Source organism: Nocardioides sp. Soil805, from assembly GCF_001429625.1.
Lineage (GTDB): Bacteria > Actinomycetota > Actinomycetes > Propionibacteriales > Nocardioidaceae > Nocardioides.
Map to the genome: position 1 here is coordinate 2,130,820 of NZ_LMSU01000001.1, position 20,386 is coordinate 2,151,205.

Genomic DNA, 20,386 nt, shown 5'->3' on the forward strand with positions numbered 1-20,386 from the left:
GGGTCGGCCCATGACCGACGGATCGGGACGGGAGTCAGGGGAGCCGGGACTCCGCGAGGACATGGGCTTCTGGGGACGCAGCGCGCTCGGCGACCTGGCCGACGAGGCGCGGTACGCCGCGGTGTTCCTCGCCGTCATGGTGCCGGCGGGCGTGATCGGCTACCTCGTCGACGGCGGTGCGGGAGCGGTGGTGGGTGCCATCGTCGGCGCCGCGCTGGTCTTCGCCTGGATGGTGCTGTCGGTCGCGTGGTCGCTGGTGGGCAGGCTGCGCGGGCGAGGCGACCGGGACCGTCCCTGACCCGGCCGCCCCTGATCGTTGGGGCCGCGCGTCAGCCCGTGGAGGGCACCGTGGGTGCTCCCGGGAACGACGGCGCGTCGTTGCCGTAGTTGTACTTGATGTTGCCCAGGCCGTAGAGCGGTCCCTTGTAGTCGCCGTCGAGCTGGGTGATGGCCCGCACGATGGGCTTCTCGACGGCGGCCTTGAAGAGGAACTTCTGCTTGAAGCTGAGGGTCTTGAGCCACGCCTTGTAGGCCTTGATGGCGGCGGCGACCTTCTTGAGGGCGGCCGCGACCTTGCGGAGCAGGTTGGCGATCTTGGCCCCGGTGACCCCCGCCTTGGCGGCCGCCGCCGCGGCCCCGGCCGCTGCCGAGGCGCCGAAGGTGAAGACGGCGCCGGCCGCGCTCACCGCCAGGCTGATCGCGGCCCACTCGACGAGCTCGTAGACCAGCTGCTGGCACAGCTGCTCGGCGTTGTGGACCTCCTCGGCCGCCTGGTCGAGGAACCCGCTCACCCCGTCCATCTGGCCGGCGATCTGGTCCATGTAGTCGGCGAGCTCGGCGACCGCCGCGCGGTAGGACTCGCCCGAGAGGCCCCGCCACCCGTCGCTCGTCAGGTCGGCGGCGTCGACCTCGTACTGAGAGATGGCGCGCATGCTCTCGGCCATCCCCTTCCACTTTCCCGAGGTGTCGTAGACGGCCTGGGCGTCGCCGGTGACGGAGTCCCACTTGTCGACCAGCGGGTTGAGCAGCGGCTTCATGATGGAGTAGATCGCGTCGAGGAATCCCGACATCCACTCCTCGGTCTTGGACGCGTTGTCGCTCATCAGGCACTTCCCAGCATGGCGGTGAACCGCTCCGCGACGTTCTCGTCGGTGGCGATGAACAGCTTCTTGACCAGCTCCACCCCGTCGGCCAGGGCCGCGCAGGAGGCGACCGCGTCGGCGAGGATCTCGCGGGTCTCGTCGGTGGCGTCCTGGAAGCCCGACTCGATCTCCTCCGACGGCAGGATCTTGCCGAGCGCACCGGCCGGGATGGTCGCCCCGGCCCGGGTCTGCTCGACGTCCTGGACCATGTCCTTGACGGAGTGCTGGTGCTCGGTGGCGCCGTCCATGACGGCGTACTCGACGTAGAGCTCGGACATCACCGCACCTCCGCACGGAGGGCGTCGAGCTGCTCGCGGACGCTGGTCCGGTCGGCCTCGGAGACCGTCCCGCGCATCATCGCGTCGAGCTCGTCGGCCGGGACGACCTGGCCCACGACCGCCTGCATCCGCTGCGAGGCCTGGACGGTGGCGTCGCCGATGGCCGCCATGATGTGGTCCGCCAGCTCGTCGGGCGGCAGTCGCGTCGCCTCCGCGTCGAGGTGCAGCCGGGTCGGCATGCCGGCGGGCGTCACGCGGACACTGACCAGGCCGCGGGCGGCCTCGGCCTCGCCGTACACCTGGGCCAGCTCGTCCTGCATCTGCTGGATCGCCTCGAGCTGCCGGATGCTCTCGCCGCGCAGCTGCTCGACCCACTGGTCGGAAGACTCGGTCATGGTGAGGTCCTTTCCCCCTTGGGCTGTCGGTCGGAGCCCTCGGTGGCGCTCGCGGAGGGACGGTTCCTCGCAGGAGGGGACTTCAAACGTCCGAGTCAGTAGCCGCCGGCGGGCGGCTCCATCTCGCCGCGGATGCCGAGCAGGCGCACCGGCCGGTCGTCGTCGAGGGCGAGGTAGAGCTCATGGGCGGTGCGCGAGAGGACGTCGGCGTCGTACGTCGGGACGGCCAGCTTGCGCACCTTGGTGAAGGTGAAGAAGGGCTTCACCCGCACCTTGAGGTGGACCCGCATCGCCGCGCGCTCCTCGCGGCGCAGGTCGAGGACCACCTGCTCGGCGAGCGCCCGGAGCGCGTCCGGGACCTCGGCCGGGTCGAGGTCGCGCTGGTACGTCGTCTCGTGGCCGTGCGCGCGGGCCACCCAGGGGGTGTCGTCCGGCCAGGCGCGCCCTCCGCCGCGACCGAGCCGACCGACGTGACCGCCGCCGGCCGGGCCCAGCTCGGCGACCAGCACGTCCTCCGGGGCGCGCGCCAGCTCGGCGACGGTGTGGATGCCGAGGCCGGCCAGCCGTGCGGAGATCCGGGGGCCGACGCCCCACAGCGCGGTCGTCGGTCGCTCGCCCATCACCTCGAGCCAGGTGTCGCGGGTGAGGCGGAAGGTGCCTCGGGGCTTGCCGAAGTCGGTCGCGGTCTTGGCCCGGACCAGGGTGTCGCCGATGCCGACCGAGCACCACAGGTCGGTGGCGGCGAGGACGGCCCCCTGGACTTCCCGGGCGGTCGCCTCCGGGTCGTCGGTGTGAACGCCGACGAAGGCCTCGTCCCAGCCGAGCACCTCGACCACGGCACCCGGGAGGTCGCGGAGCGTCTGCATGACGCGTGCCGACGCGGCCTCGTAGACCGGCCGGTCGACCGGCAGCAGCACCGCCCCGGGGGACCGGCGCGCCGCGACGCGCAGCGGCATGCCCGACCGCACCCCGTGCTCGCGGGCCTCGTACGACGCGGTGGACACCACCGCGCGCTCGGTCGGGTCGCCGCGCCCGCCGACGATCACCGGCAGGCCCACCAGCTCGGGCCGGCGCAGCAGCTCGACGGCGACCAGGAACTGGTCCATGTCGACGTGCAGCACCCAGCGTGGTGCGGTCGCGGTCACGGACCCATGATGCGCGCCCCTTGTGCGTCGCAGGCTCCTTTGGTGATGTGGTGCCCCACGGGCACGGCCATGGCCCGCGACGCGAGGAGACCCGGGTGAACCTCACCGACACCGCAGACCTGTGGTGGAAGAACGCCGTCCTGTACTGCGCGGACGTCCAGACCTTCCTCGACCTCGACGGCGACGGGCAAGGCGACCTGCGCGGGATGATCCACCGCGTCGACTACCTCGCGGACCTCGGGGTGACCTGCCTGTGGTTGATGCCCTTCTACCCGACGGCCGATCGTGACGACGGCTACGACATCACCGACTTCTACGGCGTCGACCGCAGGCTCGGGAGCGCCGGCGACTTCGTCGAGCTGGTGCAGACCTGCCACTCGCGGGGCATCCGGGTCGTCGTCGACTTCGTCATGAACCACACCTCGGACCGGCACCCGTGGTGGAAGGACGCGGTCCGCAGCGAGGACTCGACGTACCGGGACTGGTACGTCTGGCGCTCCTCGACCCCGCCCGACACCAGCAAGCAGGTGGTCTTCCCGGACAAGGAGGACGCCATCTGGGAGAAGGACACGGCGTCGGGCCAGTGGTACCTCCACAACTTCTACCGGACCCAGCCCGACCTCAACCTGGCCAACCCGGCGGTGCGCGACGAGGTGATGCGCACGATGGGCTTCTGGCTCCAGCTCGGCGTCGACGGCTTCCGCATCGACGCCGTCCCCTTCCTCTTCGCCGAGGACCAGCTGCCCAAGCGCGAGCGGAGGTTCCCGCACTTCGACCCACACGAGTACCTGCGCAACCTCAAGGCCTACGCCGGGCGGCGCAACGGGACGGCGATGTTCCTCGGCGAGGTCAACCTGCCCTACCCGGAGATGGCCGAGTTCTTCGGCAGCGGCGACGCCGACGAGCTGTCCATGCAGTTCGACTTCATCGGGATGCAGGCGACCTACCTCTCACTGGCCCGCGGCGACGTTCGGCCGCTGGTCACGGCGTTGCGCGAGCGTCCGCCGATCGACGTCGGCAGCCAGTGGGCCAACTTCCTGCGCAACCACGACGAGCTCACCCTCGACAAGCTCAGCAAGGCCGAGCGCCAGGAGGTCTTCGACGCCTTCGGCCCGGAGCCGGAGATGCAGCTCTTCGACCGGGGGCTGCGTCGGCGCCTGCCCCCCATGCTGGGCGGGGACGCGCGCCGAATCCGGATGGCCTACTCGCTGATGTTCTCGCTGCCGGGCACCCCGGTGCTCTTCTACGGCGAGGAGATCGGCATGGGGGAGAACCTCGACGTGCCGGGGAGGCTGGCCGTCCGCACTCCGATGCAGTGGCAGCCCGACGACAACGCCGGCTTCTCGACCGCACGTCGGCGCGCGCTGGTGCGACCCGTCACGCAGGGGCCCTTCGGGCCCGACCAGGTCAACGTCGGCCAGCAGCGCGGCGACCCGGAGTCGCTGTGGTCCTTCATCCAGCGGCTCATCTCCCGCTACCGGCAGTCGCCGGAGATCGGCTGGTCCCAGGTGGAGGTGCTCGACCACCCGGACCACCGGGTGCTCGCGCACCTGTGCCGCAAGGACGAGTGGGCGCTGGTCGCGTTCCACAACTTCGCCGACGAGCCGGTGGAGATCACCGTCGAGCTGCCCGGGGTGGCGCGCGGCACCGGTCTCGTCGACCTCCTCACCACCGGTCCGGCTCCCCGCATCGAGGCGGGACCGCGCGGACGCGTCTCGACGACGCTGCCGGCGTACGGCTACGCCTGGTGGCGGATCGTCCCCGAGGGCGACCGTCGCATCGACCACTGACGTCGACCACTGACGTCGACCACCGACGTCGACCACCGAAGGAGACAGCGTGACCCGCATCGGCTTCCATGCCTCCCACGAGCAGATCTCGCCCCGCCAGCTCCTCGTCGACGTCCAGCAGGCCGGGCGGGCCGGCTTCGAGATGGCCATGTGCTCGGACCACTTCGCCCCTTGGAGCACGCGGCACGGACACGCGGGCTACGCCTGGTCCTGGCTGGGTGCGGCGCTCGCCACCACGGACCTCGCGTTCGGCTGCGTGTCGGCGCCGGGCCAGCGCTACCACCCGGCGGTGCACGCGCAACGGATCGCCACCCTGGCCCAGATGTTCCCGGGCCGGTTCTGGGTGGCCCTGGGCAGCGGCGAGGCGTCGAACGAGCACGTCACCGGTGACCGGTGGCCCGACAAGGAGCGCCGCACGCGCCGGCTCGAGGAGTGCGTGGACGTCATCGGCCGGATGCTCGACGGCGAGGAGGTCACCCACCACGGGCTGGTCACCGTCGACCGGGCCCGCCTGTGGGAGGTCCCCGAGGAGCGGCCCTTGCTCGTCGGGCCGGCCGTGTCGGTCGCCTCGGCCGCGCGGGTCGCCGCGTGGGCGGACGGGATCGTGACGCTCAACCAGCCGGTCGAGGTCCTCAGGGACCTGCTGGCTGCCTATCGGGACGCCGGGGGTCGGGGCCGTGCCGCCCTCCAGGTCCACCTGTCGTGGGCCCCGAGCGAGGAGCAGGCCGAGGCCATCGCGCACGACCAGTGGCGCACCAACGTCTTCAGCGAGCCCGTCAACTGGGACACCGAGCTCCCCGCCGCCTTCGACCTGATGGGCGAGCACGTCGGCATCGACGCGGTCCGGCAGGCCGTCCGGGTCTCCGCCGACCTGGGTCGGCACCGGGAGTGGCTGGCGGAGTACGCCGAGCTGGGCTTCGACGACCTCTACCTCCACTTCGTCGGACAGGAGCAGGCGCCGTTCATCGATGCCTTCGCCGCCGAGGTGCTGCCCGCCCTCCGCGGCTGATCGCCCACGAGGTCAGGAGGACGGCCCGCCCCACCACGGGTCGGTGATCTCCCGCAGCTCCGCCAGCATGGCGCCCAGCTCGCGGTAGCGCTCCGCCCCGAGGTGGCGCGACCACTCGCGGGCGATGCGACGCTCGACGGTGCGCGCCTCCTGCTGCACCGCGCGACCCCGGTCGCTGAGGCAGACGAGCCGGGCCCGGGCGTCGGTCGGGTCCGGGCGGCGCTCGACGTAGCCGGCCCGCTCCAGCTGGTCGACGAGGTAGCCCGCGGACTGCTTGGTGACCTGGGCGGCCTCGGCCAGCTCGGTGAGCCGGGAGCCGTGCTCGCCGAGGCGCGCCGCGATCCGGCCCTGGGCGAGCGTGAGGTCGTCGTACCCGCGCTCCCACAGGTGCTCGAGGACCTGCTTCTCGACGTGCCGCTGCGCCACGAACATGAGCACCGCGGGGTGCGGGTCGGCCATGGATCCTCCTTGACAATGTCGTCAGTCTATCTGACCATTAATCGGTCAGGGAGTCTGACGGTCTGGGAGGGGTCGTCATGGAGCGCGACGAGGTCTGGCAGCACACCGTCGACCAGCGGCTCGCGCTGCGCGAGGTGCTCCGGGACCTCACCGCCGAGGAGTGGGAGCAGCCCTCGCTGTGCGCCGGGTGGCGGGTGCGCGACGTCGCCGCCCACGTCATCTCCGGCCCGCAGCTGGGCCTGGTCAACACCGTCAAGGTCATGGGCGGGATGTGGCGCGGCTACAACGGCATGATCCTGCGCGACGGCCGGCGCCGTGGAAGCGTCCCCGTGGCCGACATCCTGGCGCAGTACGACGAGTGGGCCGAGGTGCCCAAGGGACCGCTCACCGTCACCCACGTCGAGCCGCTCATCGACGCGATCGTCCACACCCAGGACATCGTGCGTCCGCTCGGGCGCACCGTGGAGGCGCCGCCCGAGGCGGCCGCGGTGGCGGCCGACCGGGTCCGCACCCTCGCGTACCTCTTCGGCACCCGGCGCCTCTTCTCCGAGCTCCGCATGGTCGCCACCGACACCGCCTGGACCCGCGGCACCGGGCGCGAGCTGCGCGCGCCGATGACCGAGCTGCTGATGCTGTGCACCGGCCGGCCGATGGCCGACGCGACCGTCTGAGCCCCCCGGCCCCCTGACAGACTGGGCCCGTGATCGATCCGCTCCAGACGGTCCTCATCGTGGCCGCGCTCGTCCTCGCGCTCGTCACGGGTGGCTACGTCGCCCTCGACCGCAGCCCCGACCGGGTGCTCATCGCCCTGATCGGCCTCCTCGAGATCGGCCTCGTCGTGCAGGCGGTCGTCGGGATCGCCCAGCTGGTCGGCGGCAGCGGCGACCCCGGCATCACCTTCGTGGGCTACCTCCTCGCCGCCCTGGTCGTGCTGCCGCTCGGGCTGCTCTGGTCCCTGGGGGAGCGCAGCCGCGGCGCGACCGCGGTACTGATCGTCGCGCTGCTCACCGTCGCCTTCCTGGTCGTCCGCCTGGAGCAGATCCATGCCGCGGCCTGACCCGGCCGTGGCGTCCCGGCGCTCCACCTCGACCGGGCTCGGACGCGCCCTCGTCGCGACGTACGCCGTCTTCGCGCTCGCCGCGACCGCCCGCAGCGCCGTCCAGCTGCTGACCAAGGCCTCCGACGCGCCGCTGGCCTACGCGCTCTCGGCGGTGGCGGCGGTGGTCTACGTGCTGGCGACCCTCGGGCTCGCCGAGGTCGGTCCGCGACCGCGCACCATGGCGTGGGCGGCCGTCGGCTTCGAGCTCGTCGGCGTCCTCACCGTCGGGACGCTGACCGTGCTGGACCCGGAGCTGTTCCCGGACGCGACCGTGTGGTCGGCGTACGGGCAGGGCTACGGCTACCTGCCGCTGGTGCTGCCGTTCCTCGGCATCGCCTGGCTGCTGCGCACCCGACCCCGCGACTGATCCCCACCGGTCTACCCCGGGCCGCTTCCCACAGTGGCGGCACAGTGCGGGGCGCTGTCCCAGGGTGGCGGCACATCGCGGGGCGCGGCCCCAGAGTGGCGGCACATCGCGCCGCCGGAGGCTCCAGACTTGCGATCTGCCGCCACCCTGGCCGGGCGCCGGCGCGGCACCCGGCGACCCCGGCGACCCCGGGGTCTCACAGCGAGGGCACAGGCGGGCGGCAGGTCCGCGACAGGTCCGGCCACGAGCCTGCGGTGACACGCACGTCGAACCGGAGGAACTCCCGCATGCCCAGCTACCTGCTCGCCCTGGCCGACATCGTCGCCGTCCTCGTCCTGGCCCTGGCCGTCTACTTCCCCCGGCACCGCCGCGGGGACCTCGTCACGGCGTTCGTCGCCGTCAACGTGGGGGTCCTGGCCGTGACCGTCGCGCTGGCCAACAGTGCCGCGACGGTCGGCCTCGGGCTCGGCCTCTTCGGGGTCCTGTCCATCATCCGGCTGCGCTCGGCCGAGCTGGGGCAGCACGAGATCGCCTACTACTACTTCGCCTCGCTGGCCCTCGGGCTGCTCGGCGGCCTGGGGGCGGGCGACCCGCGCCTGGCCGTCGCGCTGATGGTGATGCTGGTGGCCGTCGTCGCCGTGGCCGACAGCCGGGTGCTGCAGCGCGGCGCGCGCCAGCAGGTGGTGGTGCTGGACTCCGCGATCACCGACGAGGCCGCTCTCGTGGAGCGGCTCGAGCTCGTGCTCGACGCCCGGGTCCACCGCGCGGTCGCCCTCCGCGTCGACCTGGTCAACGACTCCACCACGGTGGACGTGCGCTACGTCCCCTCGCCCCGGCCGGCCCCGGTGACCGCCGCGCGCGACCACGCCGACGTCCTCGCGGCGCACTGACGTGGAGGCGCTCACCGCGCTGCCGGCCGTGGGGCTCGACGACCTCAACGCCGCCGCCGCGCTCCTGGTCCGCACGGACCGCAAGTACCTCGTCCCGCTCGACGACCTCGCCGCCACGGTGACCGGCGTACCCGGCCTGCGGGTCCTTGAGATCGACGGCCGCCGCAGCGCCCGCTACGACTCGACGTACCTCGACACCACCGACCTGGCCAGCTGGGCCGCGTCGGCCCACCCCCGCCGACGCCGCTGGAAGGTGCGGACCAGGGTCTACGCCGACACCGGCGAGTGCTGGCTGGAGGTCAAGTCCCGCGGCTCCCGCGGCGTCACCGTCAAGGACCGGCTCCCGTACGACGCCTCGCGTCGCGGCGAGGTCGGGCCCGACGCGGTCGGCTGGGTCGCCGACCGGCTGACCGCGGCCGGGGCAGTCGGGGTCGACCCCCGCGAGCTGGTCCCCACGCTGCACACGGGCTACCGGCGCACGACGCTGCTGCTCCCGGAGGGGGCCGGCCGGGGCACGGTCGACGCCGGGCTGACCTGGACCACCGCGTCGGGCCGGGCCCGGGTGGGACCCGTGCTGGTGGTCGAGACGAAGTCGCCGCCCGGTGCCGCAGGCCCGCTCGACCGGCGGCTGTGGTCGCTGGGGCACCGGCCGGTCCGGATCTCCAAGTACGGCACCGGCCTGGCCCTGCTCACCCCCGAGCTGCCCGGCAACCGCTGGCACCGGGTCACCGCCCGGCACCTCGGGCCCGGGCTGACGCTGACGACGGGGGACGCCGCCTGAGCCCGATCCGGGTCAGGCGGCGGAGTCGGGGTCCGTGCCGTCGGCGGCGAGCTCGCCGATCGGTGGGAACTCCGTCATGGCGTGGTCGGCGATCCGCTTCATCATCCAGGCGTCGAGGCCGCCGCCGATGAAGCCCCCGATCACCGGGACGCCGCGACCGAAGCGGCCCACCGTGCGGATGCCGACGCTGCGCATCAGGTTGAAGCCGACGGCCTTGTTGACGATCATCATGGCCGCCGGCGGCATCCCGCGGGTGGCCAGCGTGGCCAGCCGGCCGCCGCCGGTGCTCATGCCGGCCTTCTTGAGCACGTCGTCGGCCCGCGAGCCGACCAGGGTGAGCAGCACGGCGGACCGGATGCGCTCGTCTGCGAGGTCGTAGCCGCGCAGCCGGGCGATGGCACCGACCATGCGGGTGGCCTGGACGTAGAACTCCAGCACGTTGGCCGGCAGGGCGACCGGCAGGGTGACGAAGCCGCCCACGCCGGTGACGAAGCCGCCGATGGCGCCGCCCCGGGTGCCCGCCCGGGCGACGGCCCGGACGGCCTTGTCGGGGGAGCCCTCCTGGCGCAGCGCCTTGTCGGCGACCTGGGAGGCCGACCGGATCGGTCCGCGCCCGTCGAGGCCGATGTCCAGCAGCATGTCGATCACGCGGTGGATGGGGCTCTGGTCCGCGGCGGGGTCCTGGGCGGCCTCGAGGGCCGAACGGGTCTCCTCGACCTGCTCGCGCCGCGGGGTGAAGAGGTCGAACAGGCCCATCGTTGCTCCTTGGTGACTCACGGTTGGTCCGGCGCCGATCCTGTCACGCGGCACCGTGGTCCGGACTCACCCTCAGGGACAGCGTCGGCCGAGGGTCAGGGGTGCTGCTGCTCCATCGGCGCCGGTGCGGGGGCCGGCTCGTCCTCCAGGGTGGCGGCGACCGACACGGTCAGCCCGCCGAGCAGGAAGCCGGCGACGGCGGCGGCCAGGGTGGAGGTCTGCATGGTGGCTCCCCTCAGTGGTGGGCCTGCGGGGCCTCGTGGCCCGCGTGCATGTCGTGGGTCAGGGCGTGGCCCCGGCCGCGGTCGATGAGCGCCCGGTTGACCGGGAACGCGACGACGAAGGCGGCGGCGAGGGCGAGCATCATCGACAGCCAGAAGACCGGGTCGACGAGCCCGGCCTCCATCGCGCCGGGGACCAGCAGCATCACGCCGTTGTCGACGACCTCCATGGTGAGGATCGACAGGGTGTCGGCGGCCAGCACGACCTTGAGGGCGGAGCCGAAGGCGATGCCCCCCTGCACCAGCGGCAGGGTCGACAGCAGGTAGCCGAAGACGAAGGCCAGCCCCACCGACAGGGCCACGGTGACCCCCGTCGCCAGCCCGGCCGCGGTGCCGATCATCAGCCCCAGGATCTCGCCGATCGCACACCCGGTCAGGCAGTGCAGGGTCGCGCTCGCGGCCATCGCGTTGCGGTCGTCCTTCCACGGACCGAACATCACCGCACCGCCGACCGGAAGCCGCGCAGCCGCAGGCTGTTGGTCACCACGAAGACGCTGGAGAAGGCCATCGCCGCCCCGGCGAGCATCGGGTTGAGCAGGCCCGCCGCGGCGAGGGGGATCGCCGCGATGTTGTAGGCGAACGCCCAGAACAGGTTGCCCTTGATCGTGCCCAGCGTGCGCCGCGAGAGGCGGATCGCGTCGGCCGCCACGCGCAGGTCGCCGCGCACCAGCGTGAGGTCGCTGGCCTCGATGGCCACGTCCGTCCCGGTGCCCATGGCCAGGCCGAGGTCGGCCTGGGCGAGCGCGGCCGCGTCGTTGACGCCGTCGCCGACCATGGCCACGACCCGACCCTCCTGCTGGAGGCGCGTGACCACGTCCACCTTGTCGGCCGGCAGCACGTCGGCGACGACGTGCTCGATGCCGACCGCGTCGGCGACCGAGCGGGCGGCCGCCTGGTTGTCGCCGGTGAGGAGGTACGGCGTGAGGCCGAGGTCGCGCAGCATCGTCACGGCCTCCGCCGAGGTCTCCTTGACCGTGTCGCCGACGACGACGACGCCGCGGGCCCGGCCGTCCCAGCCGACCGCGACCGGCGTACGACCGGACGCCTGGGCGTCCTGGACCGCGCGCTCGAGCTCGGGGGACAGGTGCTGGCTCCAGTCGGCCAGCAGGCTGGGGCGGCCGACGACCACGGCGTGGCCCTCGACGACGCCCTCGACGCCCAGGCCGGCCCGGTTGGTGAAGCCCTCGACCGGCAGCAGGTCGCCGGCGGCGGTGGCCACGGCGCGGGCGATGGGGTGCTCGGAGGCCTGCTCGAGGGCGCCCGCCAGGCGGAGCACCTCGTCGGGGTCCTCGCCGTCCGCGGCCACGACCCCGTGCACGGTCATGGCGCCGGTGGTGACGGTGCCGGTCTTGTCGAGCACGACGGTGTCGACGCGGCGGGTGGACTCGAGGACCTCCGGGCCCTTGATGAGGATGCCGAGCTGGGCGCCGCGGCCGGTGCCGACCATGAGGGCGGTCGGCGTGGCCAGCCCGAGGGCGCAGGGGCAGGCGATGATCAGCACCGAGACGGCGGCGGTGAACGCGGCCGAGGCGCCGGCGCCCGACCCGAGCCAGAAGCCCAGGGTCGCCACGGCCAGGGCGATGACGACCGGGACGAAGACCCCCGAGATGCGGTCCGCGAGGCGCTGCACCTGGGCCTTGCCGTTCTGGGCGTCCTCGACCAGGCGCGCCATCTGGGCCAGCTGGGTGTCCGAGCCGACCCTCGTCGCCCGCACGACCAGCCGGCCGCCGGCGTTGACGGTCGCGCCGACGACGGCGTCGCCGGGGCCGACCTCGACGGGCACGGACTCGCCGGTGAGCATGCTGCGGTCGACCGCGGAGCTGCCCTCGAGGACCTCGCCGTCGGTCGCGACGGCCTCGCCCGGGCGTACGACGAAGTCGTCACCGACGGCGAGCTGCTCGATGGGGATGCGGGTCTCGGTCCGCCCGCCGGAAGCGTCGTCACGCAGGACCGCGACGTCCTTGGCGCCGAGCTCCATCAGGGCCCGCAGGGCGGCCCCCGAACGCCGCTTGGCCCGCGACTCGAGCCACCGCCCGGCGAGGATGAACGTCGTCACCCCGGCGGCGGCCTCGAGGTAGATGTTGCCGGCGCCGTCGGTGCGACCGACGGTGAGCTCGAACGGGTGGGTCATGCCCGTCATCCCGGCCGTGCCGAGGAAGAGCGCGTAGAGCGACCAGCCGAACGCGGCGAGCACGCCGACGGAGACGAGCGTGTCCATCGTGGTCGCGCCGTGGCGCAGGTTGGTCCACGCGGCCCGGTGGAACGGCCAGGCTCCCCACACGACGACGGGCGCCGCGAGGGTGAGCGAGAGCCACTGCCAGTAGTCGAACTGCCACGCCGGCACCATCGCCAGCGCCACGACGGGCACGCTCAGCACGGCGCTGATGAGCAGCCGGTCGCGCAGGGGGTCCCGCTCGGGCACGTCGTCCTCGAGGGGTGCGGTGCCGACGGGCGCGGGCAGCGCTGCGGCGTACCCGGCCTGCTCGACGGTGCGCAGCAGGTCGTCGGTGGTGACGGTCGTCGGGTAGGTGACCTTGGCCTTCTCGGTCGAGTAGTTGACCGTGGCGGTGACCCCGTCGAGCTTGTTGAGCTTGCGCTCGATGCGGTTGGCGCACGACGCGCAGGTCATGCCGCTGATGGCGAGCTCCACGTCAGTGGTCATCGCCCATCCCCTCCTCGTCGGTGTCTGCGTGGGTGTCGGTCCCGTGACTGCGCACGGCGAGCTCCGCGGTGCGGACCACCCCGTCGTGCTTGAAGTCGAAGAACAACCGGTAGCCGCCGGCGCTGGGCACCTCCACGGCGAACGGCACGTCGGGTCCGGCGTCGCCGGCCTCCGGGTGCACGTGGAGGTAGGCCAGGTCGCCCTCGCGCAGCGCGACCAGGTGTCCGTAGGCGCCGAGGTAGGGCTCGAGGTCGGTGACGGGCTCCCCGTCCCGGCTCACGCGCACGGTGACGGCTCCCGCGTCGAGGTCGCCCTCGAGGTCCACGGTGTAGCCGTCGACGGTGTCGCTCACCCGGCTGCCCGGGTGCGGGGCCGGCGTGAACCGCCCGGCGACGTCGAGGTCGGTGCCCAGGGTCAGGGTCGGGCCGCCGGTGGGCGTGAAGTCCGCGAAGACGCGCCAGCTGCCGGGGGTGAGGTCGACGTCGGTGGTCCAGGTGCCGTCGGCGGCCATCGTCGGGTGGACGTGCTGGTAGCCGGAGAGGTCGCGGCGTACGGCGATGAGGTGCAGGTCCTTCTCGTGCTCCTCGTCGTACGCCGTCACCGGCTCGCCGTCGGGTCCGGTGACCACGAAGCGCAGGGTGCTGCGGCCCGGCTCCAGCCCGCTCGCGGGCAGCACCAGGGTGTAGCCCGAGTCGCTCACCTGGAGGCCGCCGGGGACGTGGCCGGCGGTGTCCACCTCGTGACCCGCGTCGGCGTCGGTGTCGTGGGCGTCGGTGTCGCCGGCGTGGTCGTCCGTGGCGGTGGTGACGGGTCCCACGCGGTCCTCGACCGCGCGGCCGGCACCCCACGCCGTGCCGAAGACGAGGGTCAGGGCCGTGACGAACAGCGCCACGCGCATCGGGGTGCTCATCACGCCAGCTGGTAGCCGGCTTCCTCGACGGCGGCGCGGACGGCCTGCTGCTCGAGGGGCTGGCTGCTGGTGACGGTGACGGCACCCGAGTCGAGGACGACGTCCACGGACTCGACGCCGGGGAGCTCGCTGATCTCCTCGGTGACGCTGGCGACGCAGTGGCCGCAGGTCATGCCGGTGACGGTGAAGGTCTGGCTGGTCTGGCTGGTCATGGTGTCCTCCTCAGGACTTCACGAGCCGCGCGATGGCCGCGCTGGCTTCCTTGAGCTTGGCCTCCTGCTCGTCGCCGCCCTGCCGGACGGCCTCGACGACGCAGTGCTCCATGTGCTCGTCGAGCAGGGCCAGGGACAGCGACTGGAGGGCGCGGGTGACCGCGGAGACCTGGGTGAGGATGTCGATGCAGTACTGCTCCTCGTCGACCATCCGGTGCAGACCGCGCACCTGACCCTCGATGCGCTTGAGGCGCTGCAGGTGCTTGTCCTTGGTGCCGTGTGCGACGTAGCTGTGCTCCATACGACCGAATATACCCCTAGGGGGTATGGGTTCACAAGGGTCAATTGTGGGTACTCCGCGGACCGCGCCTCTTCCGGTCGCTCTTCGGACACCCACCGGTCGCCCGGATGCAGCACACTCGACGGGTGACGTCGCCCCTGCCCGCCCTGCTCGCGGGCGACCGTGCGCCGGCGCCACGCACGCTGGTCGACATCCTGCGCGGCACCGCGCAGCGCTTCCCCGAGGCGCCTGCGGTCGACAGCGGGGTCGCGGTGCTCACCTACACCGACCTGGTCGAGGCCGCCGACAACGTCGCCGGCGAGCTGGCGGCCCTCGGCGTACGCCGCGGGGACACCGTCGGGGTCCGCATCAAGTCCGGGACCACCGACCTCTACGTGGCCATCCTCGGCATCCTGTGCGCCGGCGCCGCCTACGTGCCCGTCGACGCCGACGACCCCGACGAGCGGGCGCGGGTCGTCTTCGCCGAGTCCGGCGCGGCGGCGGTGGTCGGCAACGACCTGGTCATCGCGCGCCGCGGCGACCCCGCCGTGCGCGACCCCACCGCCGGTGACGCGGTCACCGGCGAGGTCGGGATCCCCGAGCCCCCCACGCCCGAGGACGACGCCTGGGTCATCTTCACCTCCGGCTCCACCGGCACCCCCAAGGGCGTGGCCGTCTCCCACCGCAGCGCCGCGGCGTTCGTCGACGCCGAGGCGCGGCTGTTCCTCCGGGAGCGCCCGATCGGGCCGGGCGATCGCGTGATGGCGGGCCTGAGCGTGGCGTTCGACGCGAGCTGCGAGGAGATGTGGCTGGCCTGGGCGTACGGCGCGTGCCTGGTGCCGGCGCCGCGGTCGCTGGTCCGCAGCGGGGTCGACGTCGGGCCGTGGCTGGTGGCCAACGACGTCACCGTGGTGTCCACGGTGCCGACGCTGGTGGCCCTGTGGCCCGCGAGCTCCCTGGACCGGGTGCGGCTGCTGATCATGGGGGGCGAGGCGTGCCCGCCCGAGCTCTCGGCCCGGCTGCAGCGCGAGGGCCGCGAGGTCTGGAACACCTACGGACCCACCGAGGCGACCGTGGTCGCCTGCGGCGCCCTGCTCGACGGCTCGGACCCCGTGCGGATCGGGCTGCCGCTCGACGGCTGGGACCTCGCGGTGGTCGACGCCACGGGTGAGCCGGTCGCCGAGGGCGAGTCGGGGGAGCTGATCATCGGCGGTGTCGGGCTCGCCCGCTACCTCGATCCCGCCAAGGACGCCGAGAAGTACGCCCCGATGCCCACCCTCGGGTGGGACCGGGCCTACCGCTCGGGCGACGTGGTGCGCAACGACGCCGCCGGACTGGTCTTCGCCGGGCGCGCCGACGACCAGGTCAAGGTGGGGGGTCGCCGCATCGAGCTCGGTGAGATCGACGAGCAGCTGCTCCGGCTGCCCGGCGTCAACGGCGCCGCCGCCGCGGTCCGCTCGACCAAGTCCGGCAACCGGCTGCTGGTCGGCTACCTCGCCGTCGACGCGTCGTACGACGCCGCGACGGCACTCGAGCTGCTCCGCCGCCGCCTGCCCGCGGCCCTGGTGCCCCGCCTGGCCGTGCTCGACACCCTGCCGACGCGGACGTCGGGGAAGGTCGACCGGGACGCGCTGCCGTGGCCGCTCCCGGCGACCGCGGCGACCGCCTCCTCAGGGACCGGTCTCGACGGGACGCAGGCGTGGATCGCGGGGATCTGGGCCGACGTGCTCGGCGCCGAGGTCACCGGGCCCGGCGACGACTTCTTCGCCTTCGGCGGCGGCTCGCTGACCGCCGCGCAGGTGGTCAGCCGGGTCCGCGAGCGGTATCCCGAGACCGTGGTCGGCGACGTCTACGCGCACCCGACCGTCGCCGCCCTCGCCGACGTCCTCACCAGCACCGCCGCCTCGGCCACCTCCACCTCGACCGCCACCGGGAGGGCGAGGAGCCGGGAGGTCGGCCCGCTGCCGCCCAAGAGCCAGGGCGGCCAGCTCGCGGCGCTCGTCCCCCTGCGCGCGCTGGCGGGGATGCGCTGGCTCAGCTGGCTGGCGCTGGCCTCCACGGTGGGCGACCGTGCGCTGGGCGTCGCCTGGCTGCCGTCGTACCCGGTCTGGGTCCTCATCCTGACCACCTGGTTCTTCCTCGTCCCGCCCGGGCGGATGACCCTCGCCGGCCTGCTGGCGCGCCTCGTGCTGCGACCGGTGACGCCGGGGGACCACCCGCGGGGCGGCAAGACCCACCTCCGGATCTGGCTCGCCGAGCGGATCCAGGACGAGCTGGCCGCGACCTCGCTGGCCGGGGCGCCCTGGTTCCCGCAGTACGCCCGGCTGCTGGGCAACGACATCGGCAAGGGCGTGGACCTGCACACCATCCCGCCGGTCACCGGGATGCTGCGGGTCGGCCCGGGGGCGGCCGTCGAGCCCGAGGTCGACCTCGTCGGCCACTGGATCGACGGCGACGTCCTGCGAGTGGGCGAGATCCGGATCGGCGCCCGCGCCCGCATCGGCGCCCGTTGCACCCTGAGCCCGGGGGCGGTCGTGGGCAAGGACGCCGAGGTGGCGCCCGGGTCGCTGGTCGAGGGCGAGGTGCCGACCGGTGAGTTCTGGTCCGGCTCTCCCGCCGAGGTGCGCGCCCCGGAGGCGCGCGGCCCGTGGCAGACGGCATCGGCGCCGCGCGAGTCCGCGTGGCTGGGGCTCTACGGCGTGATGGCGTTCCTGGTGGCGGCGCTGCCCGGGATCGCGGTGGTCTGCGGTGGGCTCGTGCTCGCCGCCGCGGTCCGGGGGGTCGACTCGCTCGGGGAGGCCGTGCGGGCGGGCCTGCCGTGGCTGCCGGTGGCCGCCCTGGTGGGCTACGCGGTGCTGATCCTCTCGGTGTGGGCGATGGTGCGCCTGCTGGCGCTCGGCATGGAGGCGGGCGCGCACCCCGTGCGCTCCGGCACCGGCGTCCGGATCTGGAGCACGCTGCGGGTCCTCGACGAGGCCCGGACGTGGCTGTTCCCGCTCTACGCGAGCGCGCTGACCCCGCTGTGGCTGCGGATGCTCGGCGCCCGGGTGGGCTCCGGCGTCGAGGCCTCGACGGTGCTGCTGATCCCCAAGTTCACCACCGTGGGCGACCACGCCTTCCTCGCCGACGACACCCTGATCGGCTGCTACGAGCTCGGCGGCGGCTGGATCCGGGTGGGCCAGGTCAAGGTCGGCAAGCGGGCGTTCGTGGGCAACTCGGGGATGCTCGCGCCCGGTCGCAAGGTCCCCAAGGAGTCGCTGGTCGCGGTCCTGTCCGCCGCCCCCGAGCGGTCCCGGGCCAAGCGCGGGGCGTCGTACGTCGGCAGCCCGCCGACCCGGCTCCGCAGGACGGCGGGCGGGGACGACGACAGCCGCACCTACGCCCCCGCGACCCGGCTGCACGTCTACCGGGCCCTCGTCGAGGCGTGCCGGGTGGTCCCGATGCTGCTGCTCGTGCTGCTGCAGGTCGGCGTCGGGGTGACCCTCCTGGCCCTGCTGGACCGACAGCCCGTGGTCGCCGTGCTGCTGGCGGGTCCGGTGCTCGCGATCGCCGGCATCCTCGCCGCGGCCGTCACCGTCGGCGCCAAGCTGCTGCTGGTCGGGCGGCACCGCACCGGGGAGCACCCGCTGTGGTCGTCGTTCGTCTGGCGCAACGAGCTGGCCGACACCTTCACCGAGGTGCTGGCGGCTCCGTGGTTCGCGGCCCCGGTGCAGGGCACCTACGCCCTCAACGTGTGGCTGCGGATGCTCGGCGCGCGCATCGGCCGCGGCGTGTGGTGCGACACCTACTGGCTGCCGGAGACCGACCTGGTCACCCTCGAGGACGGCGCCACCGTCAACCGGGGCTGCGTCGTCCAGACCCACCTGTTCCACGACCGGGTGCTGAGCATGGACCGGGTGACGCTCGAGGCGGGAGCGACCCTGGGGCCGAACAGCGTCATCCTCCCCGCGGCTACGATCGGCCGGCACGCCACCGTGGGCCCGGTCTCGCTGGTGATGCGAGGGGAGGGTGTGCCTCCCCGTACCTGCTGGATCGGCAACCCGATCGGCCCTTGGGAGGCACCCTGATGACCGACCCCTACGTCCCCGGTCACGGCGACGCGTCGTACGACGTGCGCCACTACGCGCTCGGGCTCTCCTACAAGCTGGTCGGCAACCGCCTCGACGGCGACGCCGTGCTCTCCTGCACCGCCACCGAGGACACCACCTCGGTGGCCGTCGACCTGGCCGGCCTGCGGGTGGGCAAGGTGCTGCTGGACGGGCGGCCGACCCGGTTCTCCCACCGCGGCTCGCGGATCAGGGTGACCGCGGCGCTGGAGGAGGGGCAGGAGTTCGAGCTCCGCATCACCTACTCCGGCTCGCCGGGGACGATCAAGAGCAAGGGCCAGGACGACGCCGGGTGGGAGGAGCTCACCGACGGCGCCATCGTCGCCGCGCAGCCCCACGGGGCGCCGGCCTGGTTCCCGTGCAACGACCGGCCCACTGCCAAGGCCACCTTCGCCGCGACCTTCTCCGCGCCCGCGGAGTACCACGTCGCGATGTCCGGTCGGCTCACCGGCACCCGCCGCCGGGGCTCGACGGTCGAGTGGACCTACGAGATGGACCAGCCGATGGCGCCGTACCTCGCGACCGCCCAGATCGGCCGCTACGAGGCCCGCGACCTCGACGAGGGCATCACGATGGTGTGCCCGCCCGACCTGGGCGGGGAGGGGTACGACGCGTCGTTCGGCCAGCAGCCGGCGATGATGCGTTTCTTCGAGAGCCGCTTCGGGGTCTACCCGTTCGCCGGCTACACCGTCGTGGTGACCGACGACCCGCTGGAGATCCCGCTGGAGTCGCAGTCGCTGTCGACCTTCGGGCGCAACTTCGCCTCCGACGAGTGGGACGACGTGCGCCTGGTCGCCCACGAGCTCGCGCACCAGTGGTTCGGCAACGCGGTGACCCTGCGGGAGTGGAAGGACATCTGGCTGCACGAGGGGTTCGCCTGCTACGCCGAGTGGCTGTGGTCGGAGGAGTCGGGGCGCGAGTCCTGCGACGAGCGCGCGCGCCACCACCACGGCAGGCTGGCCGACGAGCCCGAGGACCTGCTGCTCGCCGACCCGGGCCCGGAGCTGATGTTCGACGACCGCGTCTACAAGCGCGGCGCTCTCACCCTGCACGCGCTGCGGCTGACGATCGGCGACCACGACTTCTTCGACGTCCTGGAGCAGTGGGTCGAGGAGCACGGGGGCGGCAATGCGGCCACCGAGGACTTCCAGCGGCTCGCCGAGACGGTCAGCGGCGAGGACCTGGGCGAGCTGTTCGACGCGTGGCTGCGGCAGACGGAGCTGCCCGACCTGCCGGACTGATCCGGGTCGCGACCGCGCCGGTGCTGAGCGCCGCGACGTACCCGTCCGGGGCCGGCAGGTCCTCCCAGTCCACCTCGGCCAGCACCAGGGTGCTCATCGGCGTGGCCAGGCCGGTGCCGCGGGCCTTGAGGACGGCCTCCTTGCGGGTCCAGGCGCGTGCGCGCTCCAGCGGCGAGTCGGCCCGCTCGCCGGGGGCGAGCACCAGGGCGGGGTCCCACCCGCCCTCCACGGCCGCCACGCCCTCCACGTCGACGCCCACCGGGTGCCCGGCCACCGCGGTGACGACGTGGGGCCCCGACCGGGCCAGCGAGACCTCGAGCCGCCGGGCGGCGTACCCGTCCCGCACCTCGACCCACGGACGGCCGTGGGCGGCGCTGCCGCACTGCGGGCACAGGCGGCCGACCGCGACCGCCGCCGACGGGTCGGGCCCGGCGACCGTGCGCGCGTGGTCGGCCAGCGCCTCGTCGGCGGTACGCCCGAGGTGCCAGCGCACGTCGACCGCTGTCGGCTCCATCGCCCCAGCATGGCAGCGGAATACGGGGACGAGTGTGGTCGTTACAGGTAGTACAATCTTCAACCAAAA

At 73.4% G+C, this 20,386-nt stretch carries 23 protein-coding genes; 10 read left to right on the plus strand and 13 right to left on the minus strand.

Features of this window, described 5'->3' with window-relative positions; translation table 11 throughout:
- Window positions 1–10: 10 nt before the first annotated feature.
- A complete protein-coding gene (locus tag ASG94_RS10375) occupies window positions 11–298 on the plus strand; it encodes a hypothetical protein (protein ID WP_156411499.1) in 288 nt (95 codons plus the stop codon).
- A gap of 31 nt (window positions 299–329) precedes the next feature.
- On the opposite strand, the gene ASG94_RS10380 is transcribed toward ASG94_RS10375, so the two are convergent.
- The 4 genes from ASG94_RS10380 to ASG94_RS10395 all read right to left on the minus strand — a co-directional run bounded on the left by ASG94_RS10380 (window position 330) and on the right by ASG94_RS10395 (window position 2,960).
- Entirely contained in the window at window positions 330–1,103 is a 774-nt protein-coding gene (locus tag ASG94_RS10380) for a WXG100 family type VII secretion target (RefSeq protein WP_056926153.1), read from the minus strand.
- A complete protein-coding gene (locus ASG94_RS10385; protein WP_056926154.1) occupies window positions 1,103–1,420 on the minus strand; it encodes a hypothetical protein in 318 nt (105 codons plus the stop codon). The genes ASG94_RS10380 and ASG94_RS10385 overlap by 1 nt, the downstream gene beginning before the upstream one ends.
- Entirely contained in the window at window positions 1,420–1,815 is a 396-nt protein-coding gene (locus ASG94_RS10390) for a YbaB/EbfC family nucleoid-associated protein (RefSeq protein WP_056926155.1), read from the minus strand. Before ASG94_RS10390 ends, ASG94_RS10385 begins: the two co-directional genes overlap by 1 nt.
- A gap of 95 nt (window positions 1,816–1,910) precedes the next feature.
- Window positions 1,911–2,960 (minus strand): DNA polymerase IV, encoded by a 1,050-nt coding sequence (locus tag ASG94_RS10395; protein ID WP_082624040.1) that lies wholly within the window; start codon window positions 2,958–2,960, stop codon window positions 1,911–1,913.
- Between the two features lie 95 nt (window positions 2,961–3,055).
- Between ASG94_RS10395 and ASG94_RS10400 the strand changes: the two genes are divergently transcribed.
- Together ASG94_RS10400 and ASG94_RS10405 are read left to right on the plus strand one after the other, a co-directional pair.
- Window positions 3,056–4,750 (plus strand): alpha-amylase family protein, encoded by a 1,695-nt coding sequence (locus ASG94_RS10400; protein WP_056926156.1) that lies wholly within the window; start codon window positions 3,056–3,058, stop codon window positions 4,748–4,750.
- A gap of 49 nt (window positions 4,751–4,799) precedes the next feature.
- A complete protein-coding gene (locus ASG94_RS10405) occupies window positions 4,800–5,759 on the plus strand; it encodes a TIGR03885 family FMN-dependent LLM class oxidoreductase (protein ID WP_056926157.1) in 960 nt (319 codons plus the stop codon).
- Between the two features lie 12 nt (window positions 5,760–5,771).
- Here the strand turns inward: ASG94_RS10405 and ASG94_RS10410 are convergent, their stop codons facing one another.
- Window positions 5,772–6,218, minus strand: a complete 447-nt coding sequence (locus tag ASG94_RS10410) for a MarR family winged helix-turn-helix transcriptional regulator (RefSeq protein ID WP_056926158.1) — start codon at window positions 6,216–6,218, stop codon at window positions 5,772–5,774.
- A 77-nt stretch (window positions 6,219–6,295) separates the two neighbouring features.
- Between ASG94_RS10410 and ASG94_RS10415 the strand changes: the two genes are divergently transcribed.
- The 5 genes from ASG94_RS10415 to ASG94_RS10435 all read left to right on the plus strand — a co-directional run bounded on the left by ASG94_RS10415 (window position 6,296) and on the right by ASG94_RS10435 (window position 9,355).
- Window positions 6,296–6,889: a maleylpyruvate isomerase family mycothiol-dependent enzyme gene (locus tag ASG94_RS10415; RefSeq protein WP_056926159.1), complete on the plus strand. Its 594-nt coding sequence runs from the start codon at window positions 6,296–6,298 to the stop codon at window positions 6,887–6,889.
- Window positions 6,890–6,918: 29 nt separating this feature from the next.
- Window positions 6,919–7,275 carry a hypothetical protein gene (locus ASG94_RS10420; protein WP_056926160.1) on the plus strand — a complete coding sequence of 119 codons (357 nt, stop codon included), beginning with the start codon at window positions 6,919–6,921 and terminating at the stop codon, window positions 7,273–7,275.
- A complete protein-coding gene (locus ASG94_RS10425; RefSeq protein ID WP_056926161.1) occupies window positions 7,262–7,684 on the plus strand; it encodes a hypothetical protein in 423 nt (140 codons plus the stop codon). Before ASG94_RS10420 ends, ASG94_RS10425 begins: the two co-directional genes overlap by 14 nt.
- Window positions 7,685–7,971: 287 nt before the next feature.
- The gene (locus tag ASG94_RS10430) at window positions 7,972–8,574 is read left to right on the plus strand and encodes a DUF4956 domain-containing protein (RefSeq protein ID WP_056926162.1); all 603 of its coding nucleotides are present in this window, start codon (window positions 7,972–7,974) and stop codon (window positions 8,572–8,574) included.
- Window position 8,575: 1 nt separating this feature from the next.
- Entirely contained in the window at window positions 8,576–9,355 is a 780-nt protein-coding gene (locus ASG94_RS10435; RefSeq protein ID WP_056926163.1) for a VTC domain-containing protein, read from the plus strand.
- Window positions 9,356–9,367: 12 nt separating this feature from the next.
- Here the strand turns inward: ASG94_RS10435 and ASG94_RS10440 are convergent, their stop codons facing one another.
- The 7 genes from ASG94_RS10440 to ASG94_RS10465 all read right to left on the minus strand — a co-directional run bounded on the left by ASG94_RS10440 (window position 9,368) and on the right by ASG94_RS10465 (window position 14,477).
- Window positions 9,368–10,111 carry an EcsC family protein gene (locus ASG94_RS10440; protein WP_056926164.1) on the minus strand — a complete coding sequence of 248 codons (744 nt, stop codon included), beginning with the start codon at window positions 10,109–10,111 and terminating at the stop codon, window positions 9,368–9,370.
- Between the two features lie 95 nt (window positions 10,112–10,206).
- A complete protein-coding gene (locus tag ASG94_RS22545) occupies window positions 10,207–10,335 on the minus strand; it encodes a hypothetical protein (protein WP_268788583.1) in 129 nt (42 codons plus the stop codon).
- Window positions 10,336–10,346: 11 nt separating this feature from the next.
- Window positions 10,347–10,829 carry a DUF4396 domain-containing protein gene (locus tag ASG94_RS10445; protein ID WP_235537196.1) on the minus strand — a complete coding sequence of 161 codons (483 nt, stop codon included), beginning with the start codon at window positions 10,827–10,829 and terminating at the stop codon, window positions 10,347–10,349.
- Window positions 10,829–13,054 carry a heavy metal translocating P-type ATPase gene (locus ASG94_RS10450; RefSeq protein ID WP_056926165.1) on the minus strand — a complete coding sequence of 742 codons (2,226 nt, stop codon included), beginning with the start codon at window positions 13,052–13,054 and terminating at the stop codon, window positions 10,829–10,831. The genes ASG94_RS10445 and ASG94_RS10450 overlap by 1 nt, the downstream gene beginning before the upstream one ends.
- Complete coding sequence (locus tag ASG94_RS10455; RefSeq protein WP_056926166.1) at window positions 13,044–13,964, minus strand: hypothetical protein; 921 nt, start codon at window positions 13,962–13,964, stop codon at window positions 13,044–13,046. Before ASG94_RS10455 ends, ASG94_RS10450 begins: the two co-directional genes overlap by 11 nt.
- Entirely contained in the window at window positions 13,964–14,176 is a 213-nt protein-coding gene (locus ASG94_RS10460) for a heavy-metal-associated domain-containing protein (RefSeq protein ID WP_056926167.1), read from the minus strand. The genes ASG94_RS10455 and ASG94_RS10460 overlap by 1 nt, the downstream gene beginning before the upstream one ends.
- A gap of 10 nt (window positions 14,177–14,186) precedes the next feature.
- Entirely contained in the window at window positions 14,187–14,477 is a 291-nt protein-coding gene (locus ASG94_RS10465) for a metal-sensitive transcriptional regulator (protein ID WP_056926168.1), read from the minus strand.
- Window positions 14,478–14,602: 125 nt separating this feature from the next.
- Here ASG94_RS10465 and ASG94_RS10470 point away from each other — a divergent pair, with 125 nt between their 5' ends.
- Together ASG94_RS10470 and ASG94_RS10475 are read left to right on the plus strand one after the other, a co-directional pair.
- On the plus strand, window positions 14,603–18,523 hold the full coding sequence (locus ASG94_RS10470; RefSeq protein WP_235537197.1) for a Pls/PosA family non-ribosomal peptide synthetase: 3,921 nt from the start codon (window positions 14,603–14,605) through the stop codon (window positions 18,521–18,523).
- Complete coding sequence (locus tag ASG94_RS10475) at window positions 18,523–19,803, plus strand: M1 family metallopeptidase (protein WP_056926170.1); 1,281 nt, start codon at window positions 18,523–18,525, stop codon at window positions 19,801–19,803. The genes ASG94_RS10470 and ASG94_RS10475 overlap by 1 nt, the downstream gene beginning before the upstream one ends.
- Here ASG94_RS10475 and ASG94_RS10480 read toward each other — a convergent pair.
- A complete protein-coding gene (locus ASG94_RS10480; protein ID WP_056926171.1) occupies window positions 19,730–20,317 on the minus strand; it encodes a 4'-phosphopantetheinyl transferase family protein in 588 nt (195 codons plus the stop codon). The two genes, ASG94_RS10475 and ASG94_RS10480, sit on opposite strands and share 74 nt — an antisense overlap.
- Between the last annotated feature and the right edge of the window lie 69 nt (window positions 20,318–20,386).